The following is a 24941-nucleotide window of genomic DNA, read 5'->3' on the forward strand; positions in this document are numbered from 1 at the left end:
CCTTTATAAAGTCGTTTTGTTACAGCATCTCGTTCAATTTGTTGTTCTGCTGGTGGATATGAAAATAGAAATTGCACTGAACAACTGGCGGGGCTTGTTGTTGTCTTTAAGTTGAACATTTTATGATTGTAAAAAAGAGATTGATTTATATACCCGTCACTTTGCTGTTCTACTTGGGAATCGTGTTCCCAATTTGTGCGCAGGAGGGACCGGTTGGCGATACCACGAGAATCCAAAATGCCCCGGTCGATACGGTCAATACCTTCTACCATTATGATATTGGCGATGCTGTTTACGATATTTTCCATCGTCGCGAGCGTATAATAGATACTCTTAAAACACCTTCGGGGATATCTTTTGTGCCTAATGTGGCCTATAATCCTACCATAGGATTGCAGGGCGGCATAAAAGCCATGGCCGGGCGTGTGCTAGGCAACGAGCCCAACACCACCATGTCCGTTGCTGCCACGACCATTGCCGCTACTACTAAGGGAATATTGGTGTTTTACCTCAATCACAATGTCTTTACCCCTGGCAATACCTACAATGTACAGGGGATTTGGCGTGCGGCCAAGGTGGTTATGCCGGATTATGGCCTGGGCAGCGGACCAAGGAGGGACGAGGTGTTTGAAAAGGATGGTATACCGATAAACAATACCAACAAAGTACATGTGCTGCACTATACATCATTTACCTTCAATGAGAAAGTGTTTAAGAATATTGGCAAAAATTTCTATCTGGGAGGCGGGCTTTCTTTCGATATCAAAAGTAGTATCGATGACCGAAGCCTGGCTTCAGATGGCAATACCCCGCATTTTAGCTATAGTAATTATGAGGGGATCTCCCCCAATAGATATGTGTCAAATGGTATATTGCTGGATGTACAATATGTAGACCGCGATCATCCCAATAGTGCCCGACGGGGCATCTACGCCGATATCGGCATCAGGGCAAACCAAAGGTGGATGGGTAGTACGCGTACCGCCTATCAAGCTACGGTAGATTTCAGGAAATACTGGAGCCTTTCCAAGAGGAAGCCCGATCACGTCTTGGCTTTTTGGCATTGGAGCAGCTATTTGCTTTCAGGGACTTTGCCCTATTTTGATTTGCCGGGCACCGCTTCCGACTTTTATAGCCGAACAGGACGTGGCTATACGTTTGGGAGGTTTCGTGGGCCGCAGTTTTTCTACCTCGAAACGGAATACCGCTTTCCGATTACAAAGAACAAATTTTTGGGAGGTGTGGTCTTTGCTAACATGCAGTCTGCAAGCAATGTGTATGGCACCAAACTGTTCGATTATTGGGAGCCAGCGGGCGGAGCGGGACTGCGGGTCTTGTTCAACAAGCATACACGCACCTACCTTTGCCTAGACTATGCGGTAGGCAAATATGGCGCGCGGGGTTTCTTCTTGGGGCTCAATGAAGCTTTTTGAGGCGGGCATAGGGGGTAGGGTATGATCTATCAGCTATGAAATGTTGAGCTCAAAAGAGAAGTTCGTTCAGTTTTCTGATATCGTCAATTTGGAAAACCCTACGGCCATCTATCAGCATGGCGTCACCGGTATAAACCTCGTGCTTCCACGTGGTATGAAAAGGTACGTACACGGCCTTTCCTCCAATTTGCACTACGGGGAGAATATCTGAGGGGTAGCTGTTGCCAACCATGCAAAACCGCTCGGCATTTATCTCCAGTCGGCGCAGCAAATTGCGATAATTCTCCGGTTTCTTGTCGCTCATCACTTCTACGTGGTGGAAATAATCCTTCAACCCCGAGCGGCGTAGCTTTCTCACCTGATCTACCAAATCGCCCTTGGTGGCCATGATGAGCTTGTACTTGCCCGCTATCAGGGAAAGCGTTTCTTCGATATGTGGAAGAATTTCAATAGGCATTTCGAGCAGTTCCTTGCCTATATCAAGAATGCGGTTTAGAATGGAACCTGGCACTGCGGACGGGATAACTTCTGCCGCGGTTTCTATCATGCCAAGCGTGAGGGGTTTTACACCGTAGCCATACAGCTCTAGCAGCTTCATTTGCTTAGCATATAGGCTACGCTCTAAGGTCTCCTTATCGGCATAATCCGATAGCAAGGCCTGAAACTCTAACTCTGCCTGATCGAAATAAGGCTGGTTTGCCCAAAGCGTATCATCGGCATCAAAAGCCAAAACATCTATATCATAAAGCATGGTTTGTTGGATAGTCGACATCAGATATGAGACGTGTGATATGAGACTAAAATATCAGACAAACATTAACTATTATTAGCCAGTCTGATTTCGTGATCATCCAGCTCTATCAGGTTTTCCTTGTACAGCCCGCCGATGCTTCTCTTGAAAGTTTTCTTGCTGATCCTAAGTTGTCGGTATATTTCCTCTGGGGCGCTTTTGTCTCCCAGCGACAAAACACCGCCATTTTTCTTTAAGGCATCCAATATCATGCCCTTGCTATCCATTATATGGGTAAATCCAATGGGCTGAAGGCTAAGGTCTATCTTTCCTTCGGCCGTAAAGCGCTTTATCCATCCGCGCATTTTTTGGCCAACACGTACCGTTTGGAATACTTCATTTTCATAAATAAGTCCAATAAATTCGTTGTTTATAATAGCATTGTATCCCAAATCCGTTTCTTCTGAAATAAGCAGCTCCACTTCTTCCTTTTCGGATAGGATTCCTTGCGGCTCGTGGTTAATGAATTTATTCAGTTTGGTAGACCCCAAAAGATGTTTTTTTTCTTGGTCTAGATAGACAAATATTACATAGCGTTGGCCTTTGTGCAAGGGAAATCGCTGTTCTGCCTTCGGCACGAAAAGGTCCTTTCCGGTACCCATATCCATGAAGACCCCCTGGAGGTGGTCGTCCACAACTTTTAGGTAGGCAAAGGAGTCGACCGTAGCGTACACTGTCTTGGTAGTTCCCACAAGCTTGTCGTTCTTGTCGAAGTAAACAAAAGCTTCTACTTGGTCGCCCACCTTTTTCTCGTTGTCTAGCATCAAAGGCGGAAGGTATACTTCTTCCTTGCCATCTGTGAGGATGCTTCCGTCAGGTGTGATATATTTTATATTAAGTGTATTGTAATTGCCTATTTCTATCATCTGTTGTCTTTAATGTGTTGCAACAAAGGTAATGCTTTTTGCTAATTACCGGGTAGCCAAATAGGAAAGAGCTGTTTTGGGCGTGGAATTGCATAATTAATGTTTAATTAACATTAAGGAAATATAAAAGCTATACTTTGACCGAAATTTTAGTTTTACTAAGAAAAGCGCTTGAAAGTGATGAATAATACCATTGCTTCTATCCCTTTGTGCAATAGAGAAATCAGTTGGCTCTTTTTCAACGAGCGTGTATTGCAGGAGGCAGAAGATGTTAGTGTGCCTATTATCGAACGGATTAGATTTTTGGGTATTTTTTCGTCCAACTTGGACGAATTCTATCGTGTTCGTGTGGCTACCATTACGAGGCTCACACATGTGAATGCGAAGGCAAAAGAGTTGCTGGGGTTTAACCCTAGGGCCGTATTGACGGAAATACAGCGTAAGGTCATTGAGCTGGAACGGCGCTTTCAGCGTTTGTACGACGTCATCACCTTGAACGAACTGGCGGCTAGAAAGATCTTTATCCTCAAAGAAAATCAGTTGAACGTAATGCGTGGGAATTTCGTGCGCGAATATTTTCAGCAAAAGGTACTGGCCAATCTCGTGCCTATTATGTTGTCGAAAAAAAATGGCCGTTTTGTGATACCCGAATTGAAAGATAGGCGTATTTATTTCTTTATCCGAATGAGCCACAAGGGCAAGCAGGTGGAGCATGCGCTCCTGGAGATCCCTACCAAGCTATTAGGACGATTTCTTGTACTGCCGGGTGAACGGCATCTCAAATACCTCATTTTGCTGGATGACGTGATACGTTATTGCTTGGACGATCTGTTTTTTATTTTTCCACATGACCGTATTGAAGCGTATAGCTTCCAAATGACCAGGGATTCGGAAATGGATCTGGACGTACGTATGGAAGAGCAGGTCATCGACCTCATCAGCAAAAGCCTGAAGAAAAGGGCCAGCGGCAAGCCTATGCGTATGCTTTACGATCCCGAAATGCCTTCGGACATGCTTCACCAGCTGGCATTGGGACTCAATTTGCCGCCTGAAACGTTCATAGCAGGTACCAGATATCCCAATTTCAAGGACTTTATTTCTTTTCCTGACATGGGAGACCCCTCCCTGGTTTATGCACCGCAGAAACCTTTGTCCGTATACGGTTTGAGGCTAGATAAGAGTATTTTCAATCAAATCAGACAAAAGGACTATTTGGTTTGCTTGCCTTATCATCCTTTTGACTACATCATCCATTTCCTGAGGGAGGCGGCTATGGATACACAGGTAGTATCGATTTCCATAACACTTTATCGCTTGGCGGAAAATTCCAAAGTGATCAATGCGCTGATAAACGCCGCAAGAAATGGCAAAAAAGTTTTTTGTATGATCGAGCTGAAAGCTCGCTTTGACGAGGAAGCCAATATCCATTGGGCCAATGTGATGAGCCAAGCCGGAGTGCAGGTGAGCGTCGGTCAGCTGGACTATAAAGTACATTCCAAAATTTGTTTGGTGGCAAGAAGAGAGGGGAGGCGCTTGGCTTACTATGCTAACCTGTCTACAGGCAATTACAATGAGCATTCTTCCAGGCAGTATAGCGATGCCAGTCTTTTTACCACGCATGCGGGGATTTGCAACGACTTAAAAAAGGTGTTCAGAGGCTTGGTGAACAATAAGTTTTTTTACAGCTATAAGCATTTGCTTGTTTCGCCAACTACTTATCGAAAAGAAATTTACAAGTTGATTGATTATGAGATTGCAGAGGCAAAAAAAGGGCGAAAGGCATCTGTCATATTAAAGATGAACAGCTTGTCCGATGAAGGTTTGATATTAAAACTTTACCAAGCAAGTAATGCAGGCGTACAAATACAATTAATTGTGAGGGGCTTGTGTTGTCTGGTGCCTGGGCAAAAGAGGTACAGCAAGAACATAAGGGTAGTGAGCATCATTGATCGTTATCTGGAACATATGAGGGTCAGCATTTTCTATCATGGGGGAGAGGAGCGCGTTTATCTCTCGTCAGCCGATATGATGACCCGCAATTTGGAGCAGCGCCTAGAAGTCGGCTTTCCCATTTACGACCAAAGCGTGAAGGTGATGCTGAAGACCATGATCGAACTGCAATTGAAAGACAACGTAAAAGCGCGGATAATTGACGCTAAGAACAGCAACAGTTATTTGAGGCATAGCTCGGTGAACCAAGTACGCTCGCAAGAGGCTATCTATGATTTTCTGGCGGGGATGCATCAACATGAGGGATAAATATTGAAAAATATTATAATATCCCCCAAGCAGGGGCTTGTCAAGGCTTTCTTTCTCCCACTTGCTGACGCCACATCGCATAATATAGCCCCTTCTGGTGAAGGAGTGCATCGTGCGTACCGGTTTCTACTATCTTGCCCTTCTCCAGCACGTATATGACGTCAGCGTGCATCACCGTAGAGAGGCGATGGGCAATGAGGATGGTCATCTGTTCCTTGCTCTCGGATATCTCGCGTATGGTATGCGTGATCTCCTCTTCTGTTAACGAGTCCAGGGCCGAGGTAGCTTCGTCGAATATGAGCAGACGGGGTTGCCTAAGCAGGGCACGGGCAATGGATAGCCGTTGTTTTTCGCCGCCAGAAAGTTTCATGCCATTTTCTCCCAGTACGGTATAAAGGCCCCTGGATGCCTTGGCAATGAGTGCCGAAGCGGAGGCCTTGCGCATGGCTTCCATGATTTCCTCATCGGTAGCTGCCGGTTTTACGAACAGCATGTTGTCCTTGATGGTGCCGGCATAGAGTTGGGTGTCTTGCGTGACAAAGCCGATCTGCCTGCGCAGAGGGTTGTAGCGAATGCTGGTTGAATAGGCATCGTTGAAGAGTATCTGACCGCTTACTGGGGTGTATAATCCTACAAGTAGTTTCACTAAGGTGGATTTGCCAGACCCCGACGGCCCTACGAAAGCGATGGTCTGTCCCATGCTGATGTCGAAGGAGATATCGTCAATGGCATTGTAGTTGGCCGTCTTGTGCCGGAAGACAACCTGGTTGAATCGTAGACTCTCCAATGAACCAATTTCCACCGGGTTTTCTGGCCGTCGCTCAATGGGTTTCTTCATCAACCTATCGAAATTTTTCAGGGAAGCATCCGCTTCGCGATATAGGAGTATCATATTGCCTAGATCTTGCAGGGGGGTGAATATGGCCGTAGAAATGAATTGCATGGCGATGAGCTCGCCGGTACTGAGCACCTGGCGGAAGATAAGCCACAACAAGATGAAGAGGATGGACTGCTTCAGCAGGTTCAGCATGGTACCCTGTAGAAATGAGAGCGTGGTCACCTTCCGCGCCTTGAACATCTCCAGGTTGAAGATTTTGAGTGTCTGTTCGTTCAGACGTCTGATCTCGGCAAAAGTAAGTCCTAGGCTCTTGACAAGCTCTATATTGCGTAGGCTCTCCGTGATTACACCCGCTTGGGCATCCGTCTGTCGGTTGATGGAACGTTGAACGGTCTTTATTTTTCTTGATAGCAATCCGGTGAGCGACCCGAGGAGCACCACACCTACGAAAAAGACAGGAATGAGCATCCAATTCTTGCTCACGCTGTACCAGATGAGGAACCCCACGCCCACCAGGGCTGAAAAGAGTACGTTTATAAAGGAATTGATAAAGCGTTCGGCATCGGTTTTCACTTTTTGGAGAATGGAGAGGGTGGTGCCACTGCGACTTTCCTCAAACTCTTGAAAAGATAGCCGAAGGGTTTGTTTCAACCCATCATTGAATATTTGCATGCCAAAGCGAGCTACCGCCTTGCGGGTGATGTATTCCTGTAGCGACTTGAATAGCTTGGATAGTAGGGCTATACCCAATGCAATGGATAGCCAAACAAGTACGCCACGGATGAGCTCGTGTTCGGCCAGGTTGTCCCTGTTTGTTGCGTACTGGTCGATGATTTTTCCGAATATGACGGGATCTATGAGCGTAAGCAACTGGGCAAGAGCAGCCAGAAGAAGCGAAAAGAAAATTAAAAGTTTATGGGGACGGAGGTATTGCCAAAGTATGTTCATCTATATCGTTTACCTAATTGTTCAACTGCTGTCGTGCTATTTAACAAATTTTTATGGGAATTGATGAGGCAAATTGAAAATTTGGCTGCGATAAAGAAAGAGGGGCTTCAGAAAGAAACCCCTCTAAGGTGGAGCCGGAGAGTGTAGAACTTTCTCCGTAACTCACTGATAGTATATTGTTTATAAGCATCACTTTTACGAGGTCTCGCTAGGGTCTCGCAAAAACTGTCTACCTATATTCCCTATTTCCTTTTGCTATACAAATATACGAAATGAACCTGTAATTTAAATGAATAACTATCATTATTTGAGGTTGTTAGGTGTATTAATTTTAAATATGTGTGTTAAATTTGATGTGACAACCATTTCGTAAATGCTAAATCTGTTGTAATGGAGAATAACGAACTATTCACTGATAAAGTCACCAAAGGAAACCGGACTTATTTCTTTGATGTAAAGAGATCAGAAAATGGAAGCCTATATCTTTCCGTTTCGGAAAGTAAGCGCACCGACGATGGTTTCGAAAAACACAAGATATTGATCTTTGAAGAGGATATCAAAGACTTCAAAAAGCTCTTTAACCGTGCTGTCAAAAAACTGGAAAAGCTGACCGATCCGGAAAGTGACAAGGAGAGTTATACTTTGGACGATATCCGCGAACAGCATCCACAAGCTTATTTGCCATGGTCGACCAAAGACGATGAAAAACTGGAGGCTTTGTTCTGTGAAGGAAAGACTGTGAAGGAACTGGCTGCTACCTTTCAACGGAAAGAAGGTGCTATTACATCACGCATCAAGAAGCTGGAGCTGCGGGAGAAATATTCATAAAGCTTTCTTTAAAAGAATAGACATCTGTTTGTCGATATGCATCAGTATGAGATTATGACCGCATATTGTTGTAGCGCTCAACAGCTTCAACAATATCCTCTTTGATGAACTCCCAGTATTTGCCTCGTAAACATACGGGATCAAATTCGTCGTCCGCTAAGGTAAAATCTGTAAAATTTTTTAAAATGACGTCTTTGTCATGCGTGTAAGGATAGCGATGTTGATGTAATGCTATCATAGCCTGGATATCGTGATTAATCAGCAGCTCATGCAAATCCCAAAAATCTTTCTTTCGGCCGACACGTTGAACAACATCGACCTTCATGGCAATAATCTCCTCTACGGTGGCTAATCGAATGCCGTCTACTATCAAGGCAGGCTGTATGAACGTATCGGTATAAAACACATCCAACTTGACGGTATTATCGTTATCAGTACCTATACTGTAAGACTTTCCCATTGCTGGGTCAATCCCCGAAGAATGAACGTGGAAGGGAAAGGTATTTTCTATAAAATAATCAATCTCTTTGAAGGCAATACTGCCGTATGGCGCGTCCGTGAATAAGTCGATATCTACTGATATGCGATGACCGATCTGGAGACTAAGCGCAGTGCCACCCACCAATCGAAATTGCATGAATGCGGAGGACTCCATTAAAGTGATCAATGAATCTTTCAAGAGATTCGTAACGGTACCATAAAATAAACTACTCATCCCTATTAATTTGGTTTATAGATGGTGTATGGAGTTCTGGCTTTGGACTCCTCTAATGCCTTCCTTACTTTTTCGAGGCCATAAAAACGCGTTATCTCTTCTTTGTCATCTTCATTGCCACGTTCAAAAACGCGTTGGATAACCGCACGGTATTGCTTCTGCCAGTCTATTTTGTTAATATCCGTATCCCAAAAAAGTGATGTACGGAGAACGGACAGATTTGGCGTAGGTTGAATTTCTTTTTCTTTGACCTTTTGGATATCGTAATAAGCCTGTAGAACTACCAACGTACCTTCTTCCAAACCTAGTTCCCGTTCGATTTTTAGTGCCAGAGCTGTACTAAGTCCGCGTTTGCCTTTGGTTATTGCGTTAAACGTCTGTGGATGTTCGTCTAAAGACAATGCAAAAGGGCGCTGCTTAATCGCACGCCTCTTTAATTCGCGTTCGAGAACAATTCCCGGATGTATGCCTTTATATTTTTCGAACTGCTTAATCATAGCACAAATATAAACATTTTTGTTTATATAAGTATAAATTTATAGAGCTGGATATTCTTACTCATGGATTCAAATCACCGTCTTTATCTGCTCTTTATCTAAACCTAAATATTCACAGACTTCCTCCATACTAAGCAATTGGTGTGGTTGTTTGCCACGTATTTTTTTAATGGTATTATAGATGCGTAAGCTCTGCCGGTAGCTCTTGCCGGTGATACGGGCTATGTCCTTCGGATAAATACAGATTCTTCTCATTTCTATACTCTATATACGCTTCATCTACCCTTTTGATATTAAGATAAGGTAGCATAGTAGTTCATCATTCTGATGCCCAACTTGGTAACAAGTTGGTATAAAGTTGAGGTGGAATCTTTGTTGCAATTTACGAAATAAACTTAGGAAGTATGTGACCATACTGACCTATTACCGCCATTTGGTACGTCGGCTCTTTTATAAAGACCTAATTATCCCAATTTTTAACCTGTGATCACTGATTAGCTGCAGCAAAGGTGAATTTTAAAGTGAGTGTGATATGGCAAGACAATCAGGTATTATTAAATTAAAGGGTACTATCGGGGATATTACCTTTTACAAAAGCAAAGATGGCTATTTGGCCAGACAGAAAGGAGGCGTTGATAAGGAACGCTTCCATACCGATCCAAAATTTCAGCGAACGAGGGAAAACGCAGCAGAGTTTGCACGAGCTGGTAAAGCGAGTAAGGCATTGTGTACTGCGATCCGACCTGTCTTGAACAAAACTCAGGATTCGCGCATGATCTCCCGCTTGGTCAAGTCAATGATGCAGGTAATCAAAGCTGACCAAGTCAGCAATCGAGGATTACGCAATGTGTTGGATGGCGAGTTAGTTCTTTTACAAGGATTTGATTTCAACGGGAATGCCCGACTGAGTGCGACGGTATATGCTCCATATACCCCAACAATCGGTCGTGCGACAGGCTTATTGGAGGTGAACGTAGCGAGTTTTGTCCCGGACAGTCAAATTGTTGCTCCCGGGGGCACAACGCATTTTCGTTTGATCTCTGCGGGTGTTGAAGTGGATTTTGAGAATGAAACTTTTGCGTTGGCGCAAAGCTCTTCTGCGGAGATCGCGTTTGACAATACGGTAAGCGGAGCTGTCAGCCTAAGCAACGACATCGGTGTGGTGGATTCTACAAAGCCATTGTTCTTGGTTTTCGGGATTGAGTTCCTGCAACAGGTTAATGGAACGTTCTATGCGTTGAACAACGGTGCATACAATGCTTTGAGTTTGGTGTTGGTTGATACTGGTGTGTAATGTTGGTGGCGAAATTGTTGCGGACGTACGGTGACCGAGGTACCAATGGTGAGATTTGGATTGGTGATGACTTGGTGTGTTATGCTATTGAATTGCCTTGGCGCGAAAACGTCCGTAACATTTCCTGTATTCCTGAAGGAACTTACCCATTAGCCAAGCGATACAGCAAACGATTTGGATGGCATATTCTGGTAAGAGACGTACCGATGCGAAGTGCCATTTTATTTCATCCTGCCAATAATGCAGAGAAAGAATTGCGTGGATGTATTGCACCTGTTAGCGAGCTGACTGGGGAAGGCAAAGGAATAAGATCCAGAGTAGCATTCGAAAAGTTGAAAGGGGCTATTTACGCTACTTTGGATCAGGGACAGGAAGTAGTTTTGGTTATTGAAAGAAAGGAGAAAGAATGAATGTTTTAGAAAGAGCTCAGGCGCCAACACCCAAATTTTTCAAGGTGCTGCGCAGTATAGGTTTGATCGTTGCTGCCGTCGGCGGAGCAATTGTAACCGCTCCAGTGACACTTCCGGTTGCCGTGGTGACCATTGGTGGTTATTTGACTGTGGCTGGTGGTGTTTTGTCTGCCATTAGCCAGATTACGGTTGATGATAAAGATAAGTCGGAAGGCTCAAAGGAGGCTCCCGATGAATAGAACTGCGGTAGGTATGGGAACATGTGGAGGTCTATTGATGGGAATTTTTCCATCATTGCTCATAGGCGATATTTTCCGTACCGTTATACTGGCAATTGTTGGCGCGACAGTTAGTTTTTTTGTATCTTTACTACTCGCGCATTTAGTGAAAAGAAAACGATAAAGTTGTGGTGGCTTTATTCATTAGAAAAGCTCGGCAAATGCCGGGCTTTTATTTTGATAATCTGAAATATGAACAATATCTGAAAATATACATGGCTAAGTTTGAGGAAACGGAAATAAATAGTCTTTCAGAATTTATAAAACTTATTGAAAGACGTGGTCGACCTGACGGAAAGAGAATGATTCTTTACCGAGGGCAAAATGTGGACAAAGCTTTAATTCCGGGCATCGCACGACATCTTTATAGAAAGAGTAGAGAGGTTAACGAAATAAGAATGTTCAATGAGTTTAAAAGATCTTCCCTTCCGCACTTGCAGTCCAACCCAAAAAATGATTTAGAATGGTTAACAATTGCACAACATTATGGTATTCCTACTAGGCTACTGGATTGGACTGATAATCCATTGGCTGCCTTATATTTCGCAGTTAGCAAGGAGTCTATGGAGGAGAGCAATGCTGTGGTTTGGGTCTTTTCGGCAAGTATGGATAATAAAATTTTCACTGAAGATCAGAATTTTGATGTTTTTAAGGAGAAAGAATTGAAAATTTTCAAACCTTCAACAATTATTGACAGAGTGGGATCTCAGTCTGGATGGTTTAGCTACCATCCTTATCATTCACAAGGCTATTATCAAAGAATAGATCAAGAGTATAGTGACAAAGATATCAGACTACATAAGATCTTAATAAAGAAAGAAAAATCAGATAACATTAAGCACACTTTGGAAGCTTGTGGTATAAACAAGTATTCAATATTCAGAGATTTAGATTCACTCGGCCAATATATCTTCTTAAAAAACAAGTCTTAGAATATTTATTCCAAAAGAAAAAAGAGAAAAAAAGAAAGTGGTATTTCAATGACTTGCTGGCTAATAAAGCAAGGTTTTTCCAAAAAATACTATCCAGAGGATGGAGATTTTTTGGAAAAGCTCGTCCTTGACCTTGCTGTTTAGCCATCTTACATTATCTTACTTTGCTTTTTTGATTTTTATGGGCTGTTATATTTATTGTATGCATTTTTTGTCGGAAAGCTTAATTCTTCTGCTAACGGCTGGTAGCTGGCTGCAATGAGCGTAGCGGATTGCTGACCAGCTACCAAGCTTCGCGAGCCGCCTGCGAGTGGAGCGAGGGTGCCGGACCAAGAGGTACAAAGTACCGGGGGACGGCATATGTAGGTGAGCTTGGCTGGCGGTATTTTTGATGTGTGGAGTTTGTGGTTTGGGAGTTTCAAAAATGGTGACAGCCGAAAGCTCGCCTACACAAGGTGGACTAGGCATGCATGGGGAAAAGCAAGTGATGGAGGACTGGAATGGTGCTGGACAACGTAGCCGATAATGAAGCATAGCGAAATGAAGGCGGCCCGCAGTACAGCTCCATAGAAGGACGAAATCACTTGCAGGAGCAACCGACTGGTCATGCAAAAATAATGACAATCTGCGTAGCACCCTGGGGGCGAATAGGCTCTACACTGATATAGGTTTGTGAAGGGATGTGTAGTGCCTATCGGATTGGCGTTATTTTTTGCAAAAGGAGATTGCGACCTGTGCGTTGGCCTGCCTATGGCCACCGCAGCCCGAGCGACCTGCAGGCGAGCCAAACTCGAGGCGGCGATGGATGGCGTGGTGCTACATGGAATGAAATGGAATACAGCTCCACGCCAGACAAAGTAGCCGCCTATGAGGAGGACGAACTGAACTGCAAGGATGATGACAATCTGCGCAGCACCCGGAGGGCCAATAGACGCTATCCCAATGCCTTTGGAATTGAGCCCCCATGGATAGGGTCTATTTGGATTGGCGACATACTTGCTGAAGGAGGACGACGAATGCCTTATTTCCTCCCCTTTATACTATTGTGTCATAAACTTAGGATAGTTTAAGATAAATGGTATCATTACCAATCGTGGTACGATAAGACCTAAAAATTGGGTCTTATCGTACCACAAAAGGTAAAGGTATTGGATAGTGTTATCATATCATGCAATTTTTACGGTATCAATAACATTCCATCAACCCCGTTTCACCGCCTCCTCAGTGTCAATCACAGACAGGACGCCATTTCCAAGTATCGGCAAAACGCATTTGCCAATTTCATCTGCTTCACACTTCGACAATCCGGTTCGAACAATGAAGGGTTCCCTACGAGTATAAAGACTGCTTTTGCGCGCGATACCGCTACATTCAGCCGATTTAAACTGTAAAGAAATTCCATTCCACGCGGAGCGTCTTCTGGAGAAGAAGTAGCTAACGAGAAGATAACTATGGGCGCTTCTTGTCCTTGGAATTTATCTACGGTACCTGCTTGTACTTCATCTGGCAATTTTCCTTTCAGTAAATCAACTTGTGCATTATAGGGAGCAATTACTTTAATATGCTCGTGTTTGACGATATGCTGTCTACCTTCCGCATCGGTGTAAATAGCATCGCCTTTGATCAATTCGTGGATAATTTGTGCCACATGTTCGGCTTCTTGAACGGCGGAATTTTGATTGCCTTCATGAGTAACGGCTTCAAACCACAACCCGGAGCCGTTGAAACGTGTATTTCCCGAGATGTTTTGCTGTGCCAATTCTGATCTTGAGTGCAATTTGCTCTCGTAGAAAAGTTCGGAAACAAATGCGCATATCGATGGATGGAGCCGCCACGTTTCATGCAGAAAAATTCCCTTCTCAGTTGTTATTGTTTGCGAATCCTTGAGAATGTGTTCAAGCGCAGATACTTCCGTTCCCTCCGGGTGGCTACCCTGTTGAGGCTGCTGCAACTGCTGCGGGTCTCCTAACAACACCAGATTCCTGGCTGCCTGAGAAACAGCTACAGTATCTATAAGCGACAGTTGCCCTGCCTCATCTACAAATAGTACGTCCACGCTCGTAGCCAGTTCTTCCCTGGACCAAAAAAATGTCGTACCACCGATCAGTTGTACATCAGGATCTACAGCCGCTTTGGCGCCGGCTCCATTGTCCTTATAAACCTTTATATTCGCTTGAGCATCATCAAGTCCTGCTGCACCTGCTTTTATACAGTTCAGTTGGATGTCGCGCTCGGAAGTAAATTCTATCACTTTCTGCATCAGTCCAACGATGACCTTATGGCTCAATGCGGTAATGCCTACTTTTTTACCGGATTGAATCAGGCTGATGATCATATTGGCGGCGGTATGGCTTTTGCCTGCACCCGGAGGCCCTTGAATAGGCAGTACTCCGTTATCCAATACTGAAGCCCACGCCACGGCTCGTTCCTGAGGGTGTTTGTCGCATAAAAAGGGACTAGCCGTACGAGGCAAATAATTCAACAATAAATCCCTACCTGCCCGATAGTCGCCCTCAGCGTCGATTCCATGGGTTGCAGCCCATTCTGCTATTCGGAAAATAGCATCTTCTTTCACTTTATCATTAATCAATAAATGCCTGAATATCGCTGTTGGATGGGTGTCCGCTTTGGACGGACCTTTCTTAATTGTTACCAATCGAGATATCGTATCAATTGAAATGACCTCACCAAGACGGTCGCCATCTCCCGTAACCACTTCGTCCTTCGCTCTTAAATCACAATCTTGGTCGGAAAAAGCATATGTGTCAACCACGCTCCGTTTATCAAGTACACGGACTCCAGTAAAATGTAGTCCTGAAAGAGCAGATTTTTCCTCCAATAATTCTTCTTCAGGCATTTCCTTAAGTCTAAAAAACTCCCACCAAAGCGCTTTTTTCTCTCGTCTGTACCAATCCAACATATGAGCCAGCAACCACTTAGCTTGCTGTTCATCAGTTCGTTCACCAACGTCAACAGGGATTTCGGCCATCAGCGCATCAAATACCGGTTTTATTTTCTCTTGGTGTTCTGTCACTCCATCACTTGGTGCCCCCTCTTCTAACGCTGGTCTCGGAATATCGAAACCTTGTTGTATCTGTTCGCTTCTCAACTGTTCAAGCCATATTCTCAACCCCCTTGTCGATAGGCAATCTTCCATATTATACTGTTTGACAGCCTGTTTTGTTTCATCGGTAATAGCGTCCACATTGTTCCTTTCCAGCAATCCCTCCAATAACCGTAATTGCGAAGAGGCCTCACGCAGGTCAAGCTGCCTAATAAATCCATGGAATTGTTCCAATTCCTTTAAGGAATACGTTTCCACACCGGCCCGTAGCGCCTGCCGGGTGATGCTGTGCAAATCAACGAATCGCTGCCCCCTTAGTAAGCGGTCAACCTCCTCCTCACGTGTTCCGTATTTGCCCGCCAGCCTCTTCAGTGCTCCGGTTTCATATCCCGTAAAATGGTAAATATGGAAATCAGGATAACGCTCCCAGTTTTCCATCATGAGATCCATGAACGATTCAAAGGCAACTTTTTCTTGTTCTGGAGTAAATGCCCATAAAGCATGGTAATCTTCGAAGGTGTGCTCGAAAACGAATCCGAACAAATATTCCATTCCTGAAGTGCCCACAAACGGATCACCTTCGAAATCAAAAAACACATCCCCTGGCGAGGGTTCGGGTAAGCGACACAGACCCCGGCCCATTTCAAGCGGAAGGCATTCGTAGACTTTTTCATTCCGTTCACGAGCTTCCAGCTGTACACGAGCCTGTTCTTTTAGTCGCGTATAAGTTTCTTTAGCGCCTTTTGAAGGTTTGGGCAAAGGAAATGCCATGTGTGCAAAGCCCTCCAATGTATCGACCTGCCATTCATTAATCTGCTTTGCGTGTGTGTTGGCCAAGCCGGCCACTAGAGATAAATGATCATCCGCTCTGCGTTTCCCTATGCAAGACTGCCACCAACGGCAGATATCGCAATGCGGCACCGGATCAGGGTAGGTAGCCGCTATATTGCCTGGCTCGATGAAACGCTCTAGATTTCGTTTTACCAATCGATAATAAGCCAAGTAATCATCTACCCGGTACGAAAGTCTTCTAAGTCCGTCTTCGGGTGTGATGACATGCACATACTCCGGCATCACACCTTGTATTTCGGCTACCATCTCCGCATATAAACACAATTGCAATAGTGTTCCGGCTCGAGTTTCTTTCGCCAGTTTAGAATCCACTACTTCATACGACCAATTACCCAATGCACTTGGTCTCTCTACACGCTCTAGGAAATCGGCGCGTCCTGTCCACTGTCCACTCTGTAGGGTCGCTTGATAAATGACATCGCTACCAGCCTTCATGGCGCTCAATGTTCGCTCAAATGCACTTCCATTATCTTCAGAAGGTATTGCGACCAGATTTTTCCCTTGTTCTCGGAGGGTGTTCAGATACATGTCCTCAAACTCCTGTCCCCGTTCCTGCAATAAAGCTAACATAGGGTCTCGGTATTTCGGTGCCTCTATTTCTCCATTGGCCAAGGCCATATTCAGAAAACTCAGATGGTTACAAGCGATATGGTTGGACAGGTCACTTGCCGATAGTACGAAATTGTTATTAACTAGGTTCATAATGATAAAGTTTGTTAGATTTTTCTCACTATTTCGCTGATGTTGAAGTTTACAGTTTGACCAGCTGGAATATTTTTTATACGATTTAGGCAATCAAGATTTTCTTCGTCAGGATGTGGAAGGAAAATAACATATTTGTACACGTGGTCATCTAGTTTAAAGCTCAAATTAACAAATAGCGATCGGTAATCTTTGGGTTCGTTTATTACGCCGACGTCTGATTTCTCTAGTGGTGCATGATAACCAAAACCTATAAGAGGAAAAGCATTATTATCTGGATTATTAAGCGCCTGGATTAAAACACCATAAGTCCCGTTTTTATATCCTCTTTTGTCAAATAATAAGTCATATCCTATTATAGAAAATGCAGTTAAATATGCGCATTTTAGCATCAATTTTGCGTTCACCTTCTTTGACATTTTCCCTGATACTCTAAAAGATAGTCCGTCCCAGTTGCTGAACATTCCTTTATATTCCATTGCTTTGATATTCTTCGCGGAAGTCGTAACTTGTATTTTTGCTTCACCGCTTTCTAATTGAGCATCTCTTGTCAAAGCAAATTGCGTTGTGATGCCATTCATACCCAATGTCTCTGCGGATATTCTTGCTTCAAGCTGTCCGCCGTGTTCGATGAAGTTCTTCGTTTGAAAGAATAACAGGAAATCTTTATCAGCGGAATGTCCGTCCTTATTATTAATTTCCTTATCAACAAGAACCAGCCCTTTACCACCAAGGCTCTTTGGAGGCACATGTTCAAGAGTTAACGTTTGATTTATTAGGCTATCAGATGAAAAGAGCCTTAAGGAGATCGGACACAAGTAATAACCTTGTGATAATGCCACACCATTTGCCTTAATTGACAATGAATGTTTGTTTAACGTGTTCTGCAAATTGGATTCAAATCGATTAAAAAGGTTTATCTTTTTCATTACTTTTACTTTAACAGTCAATTATGCAAATACACCTTGCCTATCTTTCAAAAAGTTAAGATAATAGACTATGTAGTTATTTCTTAAAGGCAAGTTCGACAATATTATACTAATCAGAAGGATTTAGATTTGATCTGAACACCTCGCTTTCATTAGAAAAAGTGTCTATATCGAAATTACTGTCTTTCTTGAGCTCATTTTTTTGGACAAATGTCATGAAATCCTTAGAAATTTGATCTTTGTTGTCCTTTATAAGAAAAAATGTTAAAAGGAACACCGAACGAAGTTTGTAAGCATAGAACATATCTAGTTTATCTTTAAACATGACTTTAAGCTCTTCATTGATTTGTGCTTTTTCTACCGCTTTTTCTGTCAACTCGAATGTAGAAATCATGGACATGAATTTGTCCGTTTCGAAATTGATTGCGAAGTTATTCGCATCACCCCGTATCAGATGCAAACTTTCTACTAAAGCTTGGTGACCGTGATATATTTCCAAGTATTTTTCTTTTACTCCGTTCGTTGTACGTGTTCCTGCCTTCTTGATCGTTGTATTAGTATATTCTGTATTCAGCTGATTGTAAAGCGTAAAGCACATATCTAGCTCACTTTTTTCTAACTGGAATTTGTTGCTTTCTGTTTGCTTGACAAGAGCAAGATAAAGTAAAACTGAAGAAATGACGGCCAATATTGGCGCGGCGAGATTTGCTATAACCGAAGCAATTGTTAATTTATGACTTTGGCTAAAATCAAAAACCGGTAATAAAGCTGGAAAAAAAATGAATGTGCTAAAAAGTATTATGGTGAAAATAGATATGATAGATACAAACGCTAGTGTCTTAAAAAAGCTACTAGTGTTTAAAGACTTCTGATTCAACACAGCTTTTAATTCTTCCATAATTTAGATTCTTATCAATATATACCTTCAAATTTGCTTTAAATATAAGCAAAAACCCTTATATTAGCCAATAATTGTCAAGTCAAATTTCAAACAATAAAAACATGATTGGAGAAAAGATCCGGGAGATGCGTGAAGCAAATAATATCCTGATCCGACAGCTTGCTGCTCAATTGGATATAGACACGGCGTTGTTGAGCAAGATGGAACGTGGCGACCGCTTTTTCAGGAAAGAGGATCTGACGAAAATCGCGAAAATCTTCCAAGTTTCCGAGCAGGAACTGTTGACCTTATGGCTGGCGGACCGGATCCTCAAAACAGTGGAAGCAGAATCCCACCAAAAGGAAGCTTTGGAATTGGCATTAAAGACGATTAAATAACCTAAATAGAATAGCGAAATGAGTGTAGATAAATTAGATATGCAATCACCGGATTTGGTGAATCAGAATATAGAAAAATTGGCTGAATTGTTTCCGAACTGCGTGACGGAAAGTGATACAGGAAAGGCTATAGACTTTGATTTGTTACGGCAAGAATTAAGTCATGCCGTGGTAGAAGGAAACAAAGAACGTTACCGACTGGAATGGCCGGGCAAGAAAGAAGCTATTGTTACCGCAAACTTGCCCACAACGAAGACACTTCGGCCTGTTCGTGAAGATTCCGTGGATTTTGACAATACCGAAAACATCTACATTGAGGGTGATAATCTCGAAGTGCTTAAGCTTTTACAAGAAAGCTACCTCGGCAAGATCAAAATGATCTACATTGACCCCCCATATAATACAGGAAAGGATTTCGTATATAAGGACAATTTTACAAAAGACGCTCAGGAAGAGCTTCTTGAAAGTGGTCAGAAGGATGAGTACAATCAGCGCTTGGTCGTTAATCCGGAAACAGCAGGGCGTTATCATTCTGACTGGCTGAGTATGATGTACCCGAGACTGAAATTGGCTCGAAATCTTTTGAAAGAAGATGGACTTATATTTATTTCAATCGATGAAAACGAAGTTCATAATTTGAGAAAAATATGTGACGAGATTTTTGGGGAGTCAAACTTCTTTACAGAAATTGTTTGGAAAAATAAAACGGGGGGTGGTGCGAAGTCCATAGGATGGATCGGATTACACGAGTATATCCTATGTTACGCAAAAAATAGTTCTGATATTAGGGATATTTCAGTTCCTTATTCAGAAAAAACTGCATCTATGTATCGCAAAAAAGATGACAAATATATTGAGCGAGGTCCTTATGCGACATGGCCTCTTGATACTACAAGTATGGGTGACCGACCAAATTTAAGATTTCCTATTTATCACAATGATATTGAGATATGGCCAGAGAAACAATGGCTGTGGTCCCAAGAGAGAGTTATAGAGGCTCAAAAACAAAACTTATTGGAATTTAATGAGCAAAAAGATGGCTCATTCAAGGTGAGATTCAAAGGGTATTTAAAAGATGAGAATGGGGTAATTCGTAGAGGAACACCTTTGTCAATTTTTGATGGACCTTATACTCAAGAAGGTTCTAAAGATTTTCAAGAATTTTTGTCAAAAGGAATTTTTCCTTTTCCCAAACCTATAAATTTGCTTTCTCAAATATTTACTATTAGGACAAACGAAGAAATCCCAAGCAAAGATATAATTCTAGATTTCTTCTCAGGTTCCGCCTCCACGGCACACGCTATAATGAAACAAAATTCCTTTGATAGAGAAAACAGGAGATATATTTTAGTCCAGCTCTCAGAACCTACCGATGAAAAAAGCGAAGCTTACAAAGCGGGTTACAAAAACATCTGTGAAATAGGCAAAGAACGCATCCGTCGTGCAGCAAAAAAAATCAAAGAAGAAACCGGAGCAGATATTGACTACGGTTTTCGGGTGTATCGTTTGGACGAAAGCAATATGCAAGATGTGTATTATAAACCACAGGAATATACTCAAGCGAATCTGGATCTATTTGCAGACAATGTCAAATCTGACCGAACTGCAGATGACCTTTTAGCACAGGTCATGCTCGACTGGGGACTTCCATTGAGTTTGAACATTGAACGATTGGAAATTGTAGGAAAGGAAGTTTTCCGTGTTGCTGAAAATTCGCTGTACGCTTGTTTCGATAAAGGCCTTGATGAGGCATTTGCCAAAGAGATCGCCAAAGATCAACCTTTACGTGTGGTCTTTAGGGATAATGGTTTTAAAGATGATACAGCTAAGGTCAATGTTAAGCAATTGCTGAAGCAACTGAGTCCGGAGACTGAAATGAAAGTCGTCTAAACCATGATTAGAAGGATTGGAGGATTACTTGATTATGTTAGAAGAAATATTATTGATAAAATCAAGTCATCACGTTGATCAGGCAAATCAAGGTTAAGAAAAAAGGCATTTAATATGAAGTATCAAGATTTGACACATAAGATTATAGGCGCGGCGATGGAAGTACACAAACATCTAGGGAATGGATTCCAAGAAGTGGTGTATCAGCGTGCGCTCTCCATCGAGTTCAATCTGCAAGGTATAGCACATGAACGTGAAAAAGAGATGTCCCTCCAATACAAAGGTCACGATGTGGGGACAAGAAGAGTCGACTTTTTTGTAGAGGATCAAATCATGGTTGAGATCAAAGCCGTCATTAACCTAGAGGATGTCCATCTGGCTCAAGCCATGAATTATGTGGAGGCCTATAACATGGAAATCGGTTTATTACTGAACTTTGGTGCCAAAAGCCTCCAATTCAAAAGAGTGCACAACAATAATCTGATAAAGCAATCAAGCCATCAAGATAATCAAACGAATCAAGGTTTAGACGGATATGGCAATCCTAACATCAAAACAATCAGTGGTATATGAAGAGTGCAGCAGAATTAATTCAACAGCTCAATTATACGGATGAGTGTAATTGGATAGAAGCTAAACGTGGAAGTGCTATTGATCGTTCGATATTGGAAAGCGTATGTGCCTTTTCCAACGAACCAGGTTTGGGAGGTGGTTATATCTTGCTTGGCGTGGAACAGGAAGAATTATCCTTATTCCCTACTTACTATGCTTCGGGTGTAGAACAGTCAGATAAAATACAGCTGGATTTAAGCACGCAGTGTGCATCGATGTTCAATCAACCTATTCGCCCCACTATACAGGTTGAATCCGTAAATGGAAAAAACGTCATTGTGGCGTATGTACCTGAACTTCCGGATGGTCAAAAACCTGCTTATTTTCGGAATGAGAATCTGCCGCAGGGGGCGTATCGTCGTATAGGATCTTCAGATCAACGCTGTACAGATGATGATCTGTTTGTATTCTTTAATAAAGAAGATAGCTTTGATAGTGCCTTGGTAAGCGGTTCTTCTCTGGATGATATCAGTGAAGAAGCTCTTGCTTTATATCGGCAATTACGTGGCAAGGTAAATGCCTTTGCTGAAGAGCTGCAGTACAATGACGAAGATTTACTTTACTCATTGGGGTGTATCCGCAAAGAAAAAGGAAAAATCCAATTGACGTACGCAGGTTTACTGCTTTTTGGAAAACGCATAGCACATCGCAGGCTGTTGCCTATGGTCCGTGTGGATTATGTACGAGTTCCGGGTAATGAATGGATGGAAGATCCTGAGAATAGGTTTACGACAATCGATATGCGGGGTTCCTTATTGGAAATGGTACAACGTGTGTTTAGTCAAATTACGGATGACCTACCTAAAGGTTTTGTGTTGCCAGAGGGCGAATTGCAAGCCGAAAGTATCGGCTTACCTACTCGTGTCCTTCGCGAGGCTATCGTCAACGCGTTAATCCACAGAACTTACCGCGAGAATCAACCTATTCAGATCATTCGATATGGTAATCGCATCGAGATTAAAAATCCGGGCTTTTCGTTGAAACCAGAAGATCATTTGGGAGAACCGGGTTCAAAAAGTCGGAACCCCTTTATTGCAGCTGTATTTCACGAGACGAACTTGGCAGAGACCAAAGGTTCGGGTGTACGTACGATGAGAGCTTTGATGGAAAAAGCTAATCTTTTACCGCCTACATTTGAAAGTGATCATGGACGAAACCAGTTTACGGTACGTTTACTTCTTCATCATTTCTTGGGTACTGATGATGTCCAATGGTTGTCTACTTTTGAAATTTATGGTTTGAATGAAGATCAGAAACGTGCTTTGATCTTCACCCGAGAAGTGGGTGCTATAGATAATTCTTCGTATCGACAGCTTAATGGTGTAGATATTCTCAAAGCCAGTAGTGATCTTAGGGATATGCGTATAAAAGAATTACTAGACCAAAAAGGTAAAGGAAGAGCTACCTATTATGTTGTTGGGAAAAACTTTGTTAGCGGAAATGAAGCAGAAGATAGTAAACCACCTGTGAGCGTTAGTGCACCAGTTGATGATCTTAAGACACCACCTCCAGGAGATAGTGAACCACCTCTAGGAGATAATGAACCACCTCTAGGAGATAGTGAACCACCCCGTAAGGGAGAAGGTGCTAAATCTGAAGAAATACTAAAGCGTCTCCCTCAGGAACTGATAAGTGAAATACCTCTGTTTAGAAAGCGAATACAAGATAAATCTTTGTTGGCAGATTTTATCTGTCGACTTTGTGAAGCAGATAGTTTCCAAATCCATGAGCTTTCTATCATACTCAACAAAACAGAAAAATACCTCTTGTTTAATTTCATCAAACCTCTTCGGGAAAAAGGAATGCTGGAATACACGATCCCGGACATGCCAAATCATTTCAAACAGGCTTACCGTGCCGTCAAAAAATAACCTGAAACATGAAATTACAATTTAAAGAACAAGACTTTCAGATTCAAGCGGTCAAAGCGGTGGTCGATTGTTTTCAAGGGCAACCACTGAAAACAAATCGCTTCACGTTAGAGCGGAGCCGTGAACTTATCAGAAAAGCAAAGCAGGCTGCCAGTGGCGCTATACAAACCTCGGCCTTTGATCATGAAGTCCTTGAAGATATTGGTTATAGAAATAGTAGCATTCAGCTAGTAGACAGTCAGATTCTTGAGAATATACAGGAGGTTCAACGGGGACAGGGACTGAGCGAAAGCCAAACTATAGAGCGTCCAAAAGGTGTTAAACTTGGCTATAATCTGACTATAGAAATGGAAACGGGTACGGGTAAAACTTATACGTATATCCGTACCATGTATGAGCTGCATAAACATTACGGTTGGAGTAAGTTTATTGTCATCGTCCCTAGTATCGCCATTAGGGAAGGTGTTTATAAATCATTTCAAGTGACGCAGGACCACTTTCAGGAATTGTATGGACATAAGATCAATCCGTTTATCTATAATTCCGGTAGACCACAAGATATAGAGAGTTTTGCATCCGACAATCGCATATCCGTAATGATTATCAATACGCAAGCGTTTAATGCTAGTGGTGCTGATGCACGACGGATCTACATGGAGCTGGATCAGTTTGGTACGCGTAAGCCCATCGATATCCTTGCGCAGACCAATCCAATCTTGATCATCGATGAACCTCAATCCGTAGATGGTGAAAAAACACTGAAAAGCATGCAGGATTTCAGACCGCTATTTACCTTACGCTATTCGGCCACACACAAGGTTGAATACAATAAGGTATTTCGTCTGGATGCGCTTGATGCTTATCACCAAAAATTGGTTAAGAAGATTCAGGTCAAAGGAATTAACCTCAAAGGATCGACCGGGACTACCGGCTACCTCTATCTCGAACAAATTAGCCTAAGTACAACGAAACCTCCATTTGCGGTGGTAGAGTTTGAAAAGCGTGTCGGCGAAGGTGTCAAGAAAGTACGGCAAAAATTAGCTGAAGGCGCTAACCTTTATGAGCTCTCTGGCGATCTTCCCGTATATAAGAACCACACGATTACAGAGATCAACGGCTACCTCAATAAAATAGTTGTCAACGGCGAAGATATTTATCCGGGTGATATCGTGAACGACAAAGACGAATTGGCTTTTCGGCGGGTGCAGATTCGCGAAACTATCCTGTCTCACTTACAGAAAGAAAAGCAACTATTCGACAAGGGAATTAAAGTATTGAGCTTATTCTTTATCGATTCGGTAGAAAAATATCGTGTATACGATGAATCCGGCGAAAAAGCGCTCGGTGAGTATGCAAAGCTATTCGAAGAATGTACGTCTTCAAACTAAATTAGACACATTAGGATGAAACCTTAAGGAGACTTTCGAGTTATAAATTTATTAATTTTTGTTGATTATACAATTGTCTTCTTTTATTCAGAGAATCGATTTTTACCTGTTGTCTTTTTTCCAAAATTCTTTCAGATCGTCCACAGTAGACATCTGCAGGTGTTAAGTTTTGCAGCGATTCGTGATAACGTCTGTTGTTATAGTTGTCCACAAAGTTTCCCAGGGCTTCGATAAGTTCTTCTGGATGGTAAAAGTGGTTTAATTTCA

Annotated in this window: 22 protein-coding genes and 1 pseudogene; 13 read left to right on the top strand and 10 right to left on the bottom strand. The window is 42.6% G+C overall.

The genetic code is table 11. The features are described from left to right. The first annotated feature begins 122 nt into the window (after positions 1-122). A complete protein-coding gene (locus A37S_RS0108630) occupies positions 123-1433 on the top strand; it encodes a BamA/TamA family outer membrane protein (protein WP_028296645.1) in 1311 nt (436 codons plus the stop codon). 49 nt (positions 1434-1482) lie between these two features. Here A37S_RS0108630 and A37S_RS0108635 read toward each other — a convergent pair whose 3' ends face one another. Both A37S_RS0108635 and A37S_RS0108640 read right to left on the bottom strand, forming a co-directional pair. Continuing rightward, positions 1483-2205 carry an HAD family hydrolase gene (locus A37S_RS0108635; protein ID WP_036601848.1) on the bottom strand — a complete coding sequence of 241 codons (723 nt, stop codon included), beginning with the start codon at positions 2203-2205 and terminating at the stop codon, positions 1483-1485. Between the two features lie 44 nt (positions 2206-2249). Next, entirely contained in the window at positions 2250-3089 is an 840-nt protein-coding gene (locus A37S_RS0108640) for a CvfB family protein (RefSeq protein ID WP_028296647.1), read from the bottom strand. 180 nt (positions 3090-3269) lie between these two features. Here A37S_RS0108640 and ppk1 point away from each other — a divergent pair, with 180 nt between their 5' ends. Further along, positions 3270-5348 (top strand): polyphosphate kinase 1, encoded by a 2079-nt coding sequence (ppk1, locus tag A37S_RS0108645; protein WP_028296648.1) that lies wholly within the window; start codon positions 3270-3272, stop codon positions 5346-5348. A gap of 40 nt (positions 5349-5388) precedes the next feature. On the opposite strand, the gene A37S_RS0108650 is transcribed toward ppk1, so the two are convergent. Further along, positions 5389-7134, bottom strand: a complete 1746-nt coding sequence (locus tag A37S_RS0108650; RefSeq protein WP_028296649.1) for an ABC transporter ATP-binding protein — start codon at positions 7132-7134, stop codon at positions 5389-5391. Between the two features lie 390 nt (positions 7135-7524). Between A37S_RS0108650 and A37S_RS26185 the strand changes: the two genes are divergently transcribed. Next, positions 7525-7962 carry a DUF3276 family protein gene (locus tag A37S_RS26185; RefSeq protein ID WP_051292887.1) on the top strand — a complete coding sequence of 146 codons (438 nt, stop codon included), beginning with the start codon at positions 7525-7527 and terminating at the stop codon, positions 7960-7962. Positions 7963-8014: 52 nt separating this feature from the next. Here A37S_RS26185 and A37S_RS0108660 read toward each other — a convergent pair whose 3' ends face one another. The 3 genes from A37S_RS0108660 to A37S_RS26610 form a co-directional block, all read right to left on the bottom strand. Then, positions 8015-8677: a nucleotidyl transferase AbiEii/AbiGii toxin family protein gene (locus tag A37S_RS0108660; protein WP_036601850.1), complete on the bottom strand. Its 663-nt coding sequence runs from the start codon at positions 8675-8677 to the stop codon at positions 8015-8017. Between the two features lie 5 nt (positions 8678-8682). Further along, positions 8683-9174, bottom strand: coding sequence for a helix-turn-helix transcriptional regulator (locus A37S_RS0108665; protein WP_028296651.1), 492 nt, complete (start codon positions 9172-9174; stop codon positions 8683-8685). Between the two features lie 69 nt (positions 9175-9243). Next, on the bottom strand, positions 9244-9429 hold the full coding sequence (locus A37S_RS26610; RefSeq protein ID WP_084163820.1) for a hypothetical protein: 186 nt from the start codon (positions 9427-9429) through the stop codon (positions 9244-9246). Between the two features lie 277 nt (positions 9430-9706). Between A37S_RS26610 and A37S_RS0108670 the strand changes: the two genes are divergently transcribed. From A37S_RS0108670 to A37S_RS0108700, 5 genes are all read left to right on the top strand, one after another. After that, the gene (locus tag A37S_RS0108670) at positions 9707-10468 is read left to right on the top strand and encodes a hypothetical protein (RefSeq protein WP_028296652.1); all 762 of its coding nucleotides are present in this window, start codon (positions 9707-9709) and stop codon (positions 10466-10468) included. Beyond that, a complete protein-coding gene (locus A37S_RS0108675) occupies positions 10468-10878 on the top strand; it encodes a DUF5675 family protein (protein WP_245586340.1) in 411 nt (136 codons plus the stop codon). The genes A37S_RS0108670 and A37S_RS0108675 overlap by 1 nt, the downstream gene beginning before the upstream one ends. Before the next feature lie 44 nt (positions 10879-10922). After that, the gene (locus A37S_RS24070; protein WP_245586341.1) at positions 10923-11117 is read left to right on the top strand and encodes a hypothetical protein; all 195 of its coding nucleotides are present in this window, start codon (positions 10923-10925) and stop codon (positions 11115-11117) included. A gap of 167 nt (positions 11118-11284) precedes the next feature. Beyond that, complete coding sequence (locus A37S_RS26190) at positions 11285-12088, top strand: FRG domain-containing protein (RefSeq protein WP_157278523.1); 804 nt, start codon at positions 11285-11287, stop codon at positions 12086-12088. Between the two features lie 734 nt (positions 12089-12822). Further along, positions 12823-13158 carry a hypothetical protein gene (locus A37S_RS0108700; protein ID WP_157278525.1) on the top strand — a complete coding sequence of 112 codons (336 nt, stop codon included), beginning with the start codon at positions 12823-12825 and terminating at the stop codon, positions 13156-13158. A 161-nt stretch (positions 13159-13319) separates the two neighbouring features. Here the strand turns inward: A37S_RS0108700 and A37S_RS0108705 are convergent, their stop codons facing one another. The 3 genes from A37S_RS0108705 to A37S_RS0108715 all read right to left on the bottom strand — a co-directional run bounded on the left by A37S_RS0108705 (position 13320) and on the right by A37S_RS0108715 (position 18533). Beyond that, a complete protein-coding gene (locus A37S_RS0108705; RefSeq protein WP_028296655.1) occupies positions 13320-16706 on the bottom strand; it encodes a TM0106 family RecB-like putative nuclease in 3387 nt (1128 codons plus the stop codon). A gap of 14 nt (positions 16707-16720) precedes the next feature. After that, positions 16721-17635 carry a hypothetical protein gene (locus tag A37S_RS0108710; protein ID WP_028296656.1) on the bottom strand — a complete coding sequence of 305 codons (915 nt, stop codon included), beginning with the start codon at positions 17633-17635 and terminating at the stop codon, positions 16721-16723. Between the two features lie 109 nt (positions 17636-17744). Beyond that, on the bottom strand, positions 17745-18533 hold the full coding sequence (locus tag A37S_RS0108715; protein WP_028296657.1) for a hypothetical protein: 789 nt from the start codon (positions 18531-18533) through the stop codon (positions 17745-17747). Between the two features lie 104 nt (positions 18534-18637). On the opposite strand from A37S_RS0108715, the gene A37S_RS0108720 reads away from it, so the two are divergent. From A37S_RS0108720 to A37S_RS24085, 5 genes are all read left to right on the top strand, one after another. Next, entirely contained in the window at positions 18638-18913 is a 276-nt protein-coding gene (locus A37S_RS0108720) for a helix-turn-helix domain-containing protein (protein ID WP_028296658.1), read from the top strand. Between the two features lie 18 nt (positions 18914-18931). Continuing rightward, positions 18932-20803, top strand: a complete 1872-nt coding sequence (locus A37S_RS0108725) for a site-specific DNA-methyltransferase (protein WP_028296659.1) — start codon at positions 18932-18934, stop codon at positions 20801-20803. A gap of 114 nt (positions 20804-20917) precedes the next feature. Continuing rightward, positions 20918-21376, top strand: coding sequence for a GxxExxY protein (locus A37S_RS24080; protein WP_051292891.1), 459 nt, complete (start codon positions 20918-20920; stop codon positions 21374-21376). Beyond that, positions 21373-23286 carry an ATP-binding protein gene (locus A37S_RS0108735; RefSeq protein WP_028296660.1) on the top strand — a complete coding sequence of 638 codons (1914 nt, stop codon included), beginning with the start codon at positions 21373-21375 and terminating at the stop codon, positions 23284-23286. Before A37S_RS24080 ends, A37S_RS0108735 begins: the two co-directional genes overlap by 4 nt. An 8-nt stretch (positions 23287-23294) precedes the next feature. Continuing rightward, on the top strand, positions 23295-24674 hold the full coding sequence (locus tag A37S_RS24085; RefSeq protein WP_211229747.1) for a DEAD/DEAH box helicase family protein: 1380 nt from the start codon (positions 23295-23297) through the stop codon (positions 24672-24674). Positions 24675-24714: 40 nt separating this feature from the next. Here the strand turns inward: A37S_RS24085 and A37S_RS27725 are convergent. Then, a pseudogene (locus A37S_RS27725) lies at positions 24715-24941 on the bottom strand (IS3 family transposase); the annotation flags it as partial.

The sequence above is a fragment of the Olivibacter sitiensis DSM 17696 genome (assembly GCF_000427965.1).
GTDB lineage: Bacteria > Bacteroidota > Bacteroidia > Sphingobacteriales > Sphingobacteriaceae > Olivibacter > Olivibacter sitiensis.

Bases quoted from the DNA above. Each gene is read 5' to 3' on its own strand.
- A37S_RS0108630 (WP_028296645.1), top strand. From the start codon at position 123: ATGATTGTAAAAAAGAGATTGATTTATATACCCGTCACTTTGCTGTTC.
- A37S_RS0108635 (WP_036601848.1), bottom strand. From the start codon at position 2,205: ATGTCGACTATCCAACAAACCATGCTTTATGATATAGATGTTTTGGCT.
- A37S_RS0108640 (WP_028296647.1), bottom strand. From the start codon at position 3,089: ATGATAGAAATAGGCAATTACAATACACTTAATATAAAATATATCACA.
- ppk1 (WP_028296648.1), top strand. From the start codon at position 3,270: ATGAATAATACCATTGCTTCTATCCCTTTGTGCAATAGAGAAATCAGT.
- A37S_RS0108650 (WP_028296649.1), bottom strand. From the start codon at position 7,134: ATGAACATACTTTGGCAATACCTCCGTCCCCATAAACTTTTAATTTTC.
- A37S_RS26185 (WP_051292887.1), top strand. From the start codon at position 7,525: ATGGAGAATAACGAACTATTCACTGATAAAGTCACCAAAGGAAACCGG.
- A37S_RS0108660 (WP_036601850.1), bottom strand. From the start codon at position 8,677: ATGAGTAGTTTATTTTATGGTACCGTTACGAATCTCTTGAAAGATTCA.
- A37S_RS0108665 (WP_028296651.1), bottom strand. From the start codon at position 9,174: ATGATTAAGCAGTTCGAAAAATATAAAGGCATACATCCGGGAATTGTT.
- A37S_RS26610 (WP_084163820.1), bottom strand. From the start codon at position 9,429: ATGAGAAGAATCTGTATTTATCCGAAGGACATAGCCCGTATCACCGGC.
- A37S_RS0108670 (WP_028296652.1), top strand. From the start codon at position 9,707: ATGGCAAGACAATCAGGTATTATTAAATTAAAGGGTACTATCGGGGAT.
- A37S_RS0108675 (WP_245586340.1), top strand. From the start codon at position 10,468: ATGTTGGTGGCGAAATTGTTGCGGACGTACGGTGACCGAGGTACCAAT.
- A37S_RS0108705 (WP_028296655.1), bottom strand. From the start codon at position 16,706: ATGAACCTAGTTAATAACAATTTCGTACTATCGGCAAGTGACCTGTCC.
- A37S_RS0108710 (WP_028296656.1), bottom strand. From the start codon at position 17,635: ATGAAAAAGATAAACCTTTTTAATCGATTTGAATCCAATTTGCAGAAC.
- A37S_RS0108715 (WP_028296657.1), bottom strand. From the start codon at position 18,533: ATGGAAGAATTAAAAGCTGTGTTGAATCAGAAGTCTTTAAACACTAGT.
- A37S_RS0108720 (WP_028296658.1), top strand. From the start codon at position 18,638: ATGATTGGAGAAAAGATCCGGGAGATGCGTGAAGCAAATAATATCCTG.
- A37S_RS0108725 (WP_028296659.1), top strand. From the start codon at position 18,932: ATGAGTGTAGATAAATTAGATATGCAATCACCGGATTTGGTGAATCAG.
- A37S_RS24080 (WP_051292891.1), top strand. From the start codon at position 20,918: ATGAAGTATCAAGATTTGACACATAAGATTATAGGCGCGGCGATGGAA.
- A37S_RS0108735 (WP_028296660.1), top strand. From the start codon at position 21,373: ATGAAGAGTGCAGCAGAATTAATTCAACAGCTCAATTATACGGATGAG.
- A37S_RS24085 (WP_211229747.1), top strand. From the start codon at position 23,295: ATGAAATTACAATTTAAAGAACAAGACTTTCAGATTCAAGCGGTCAAA.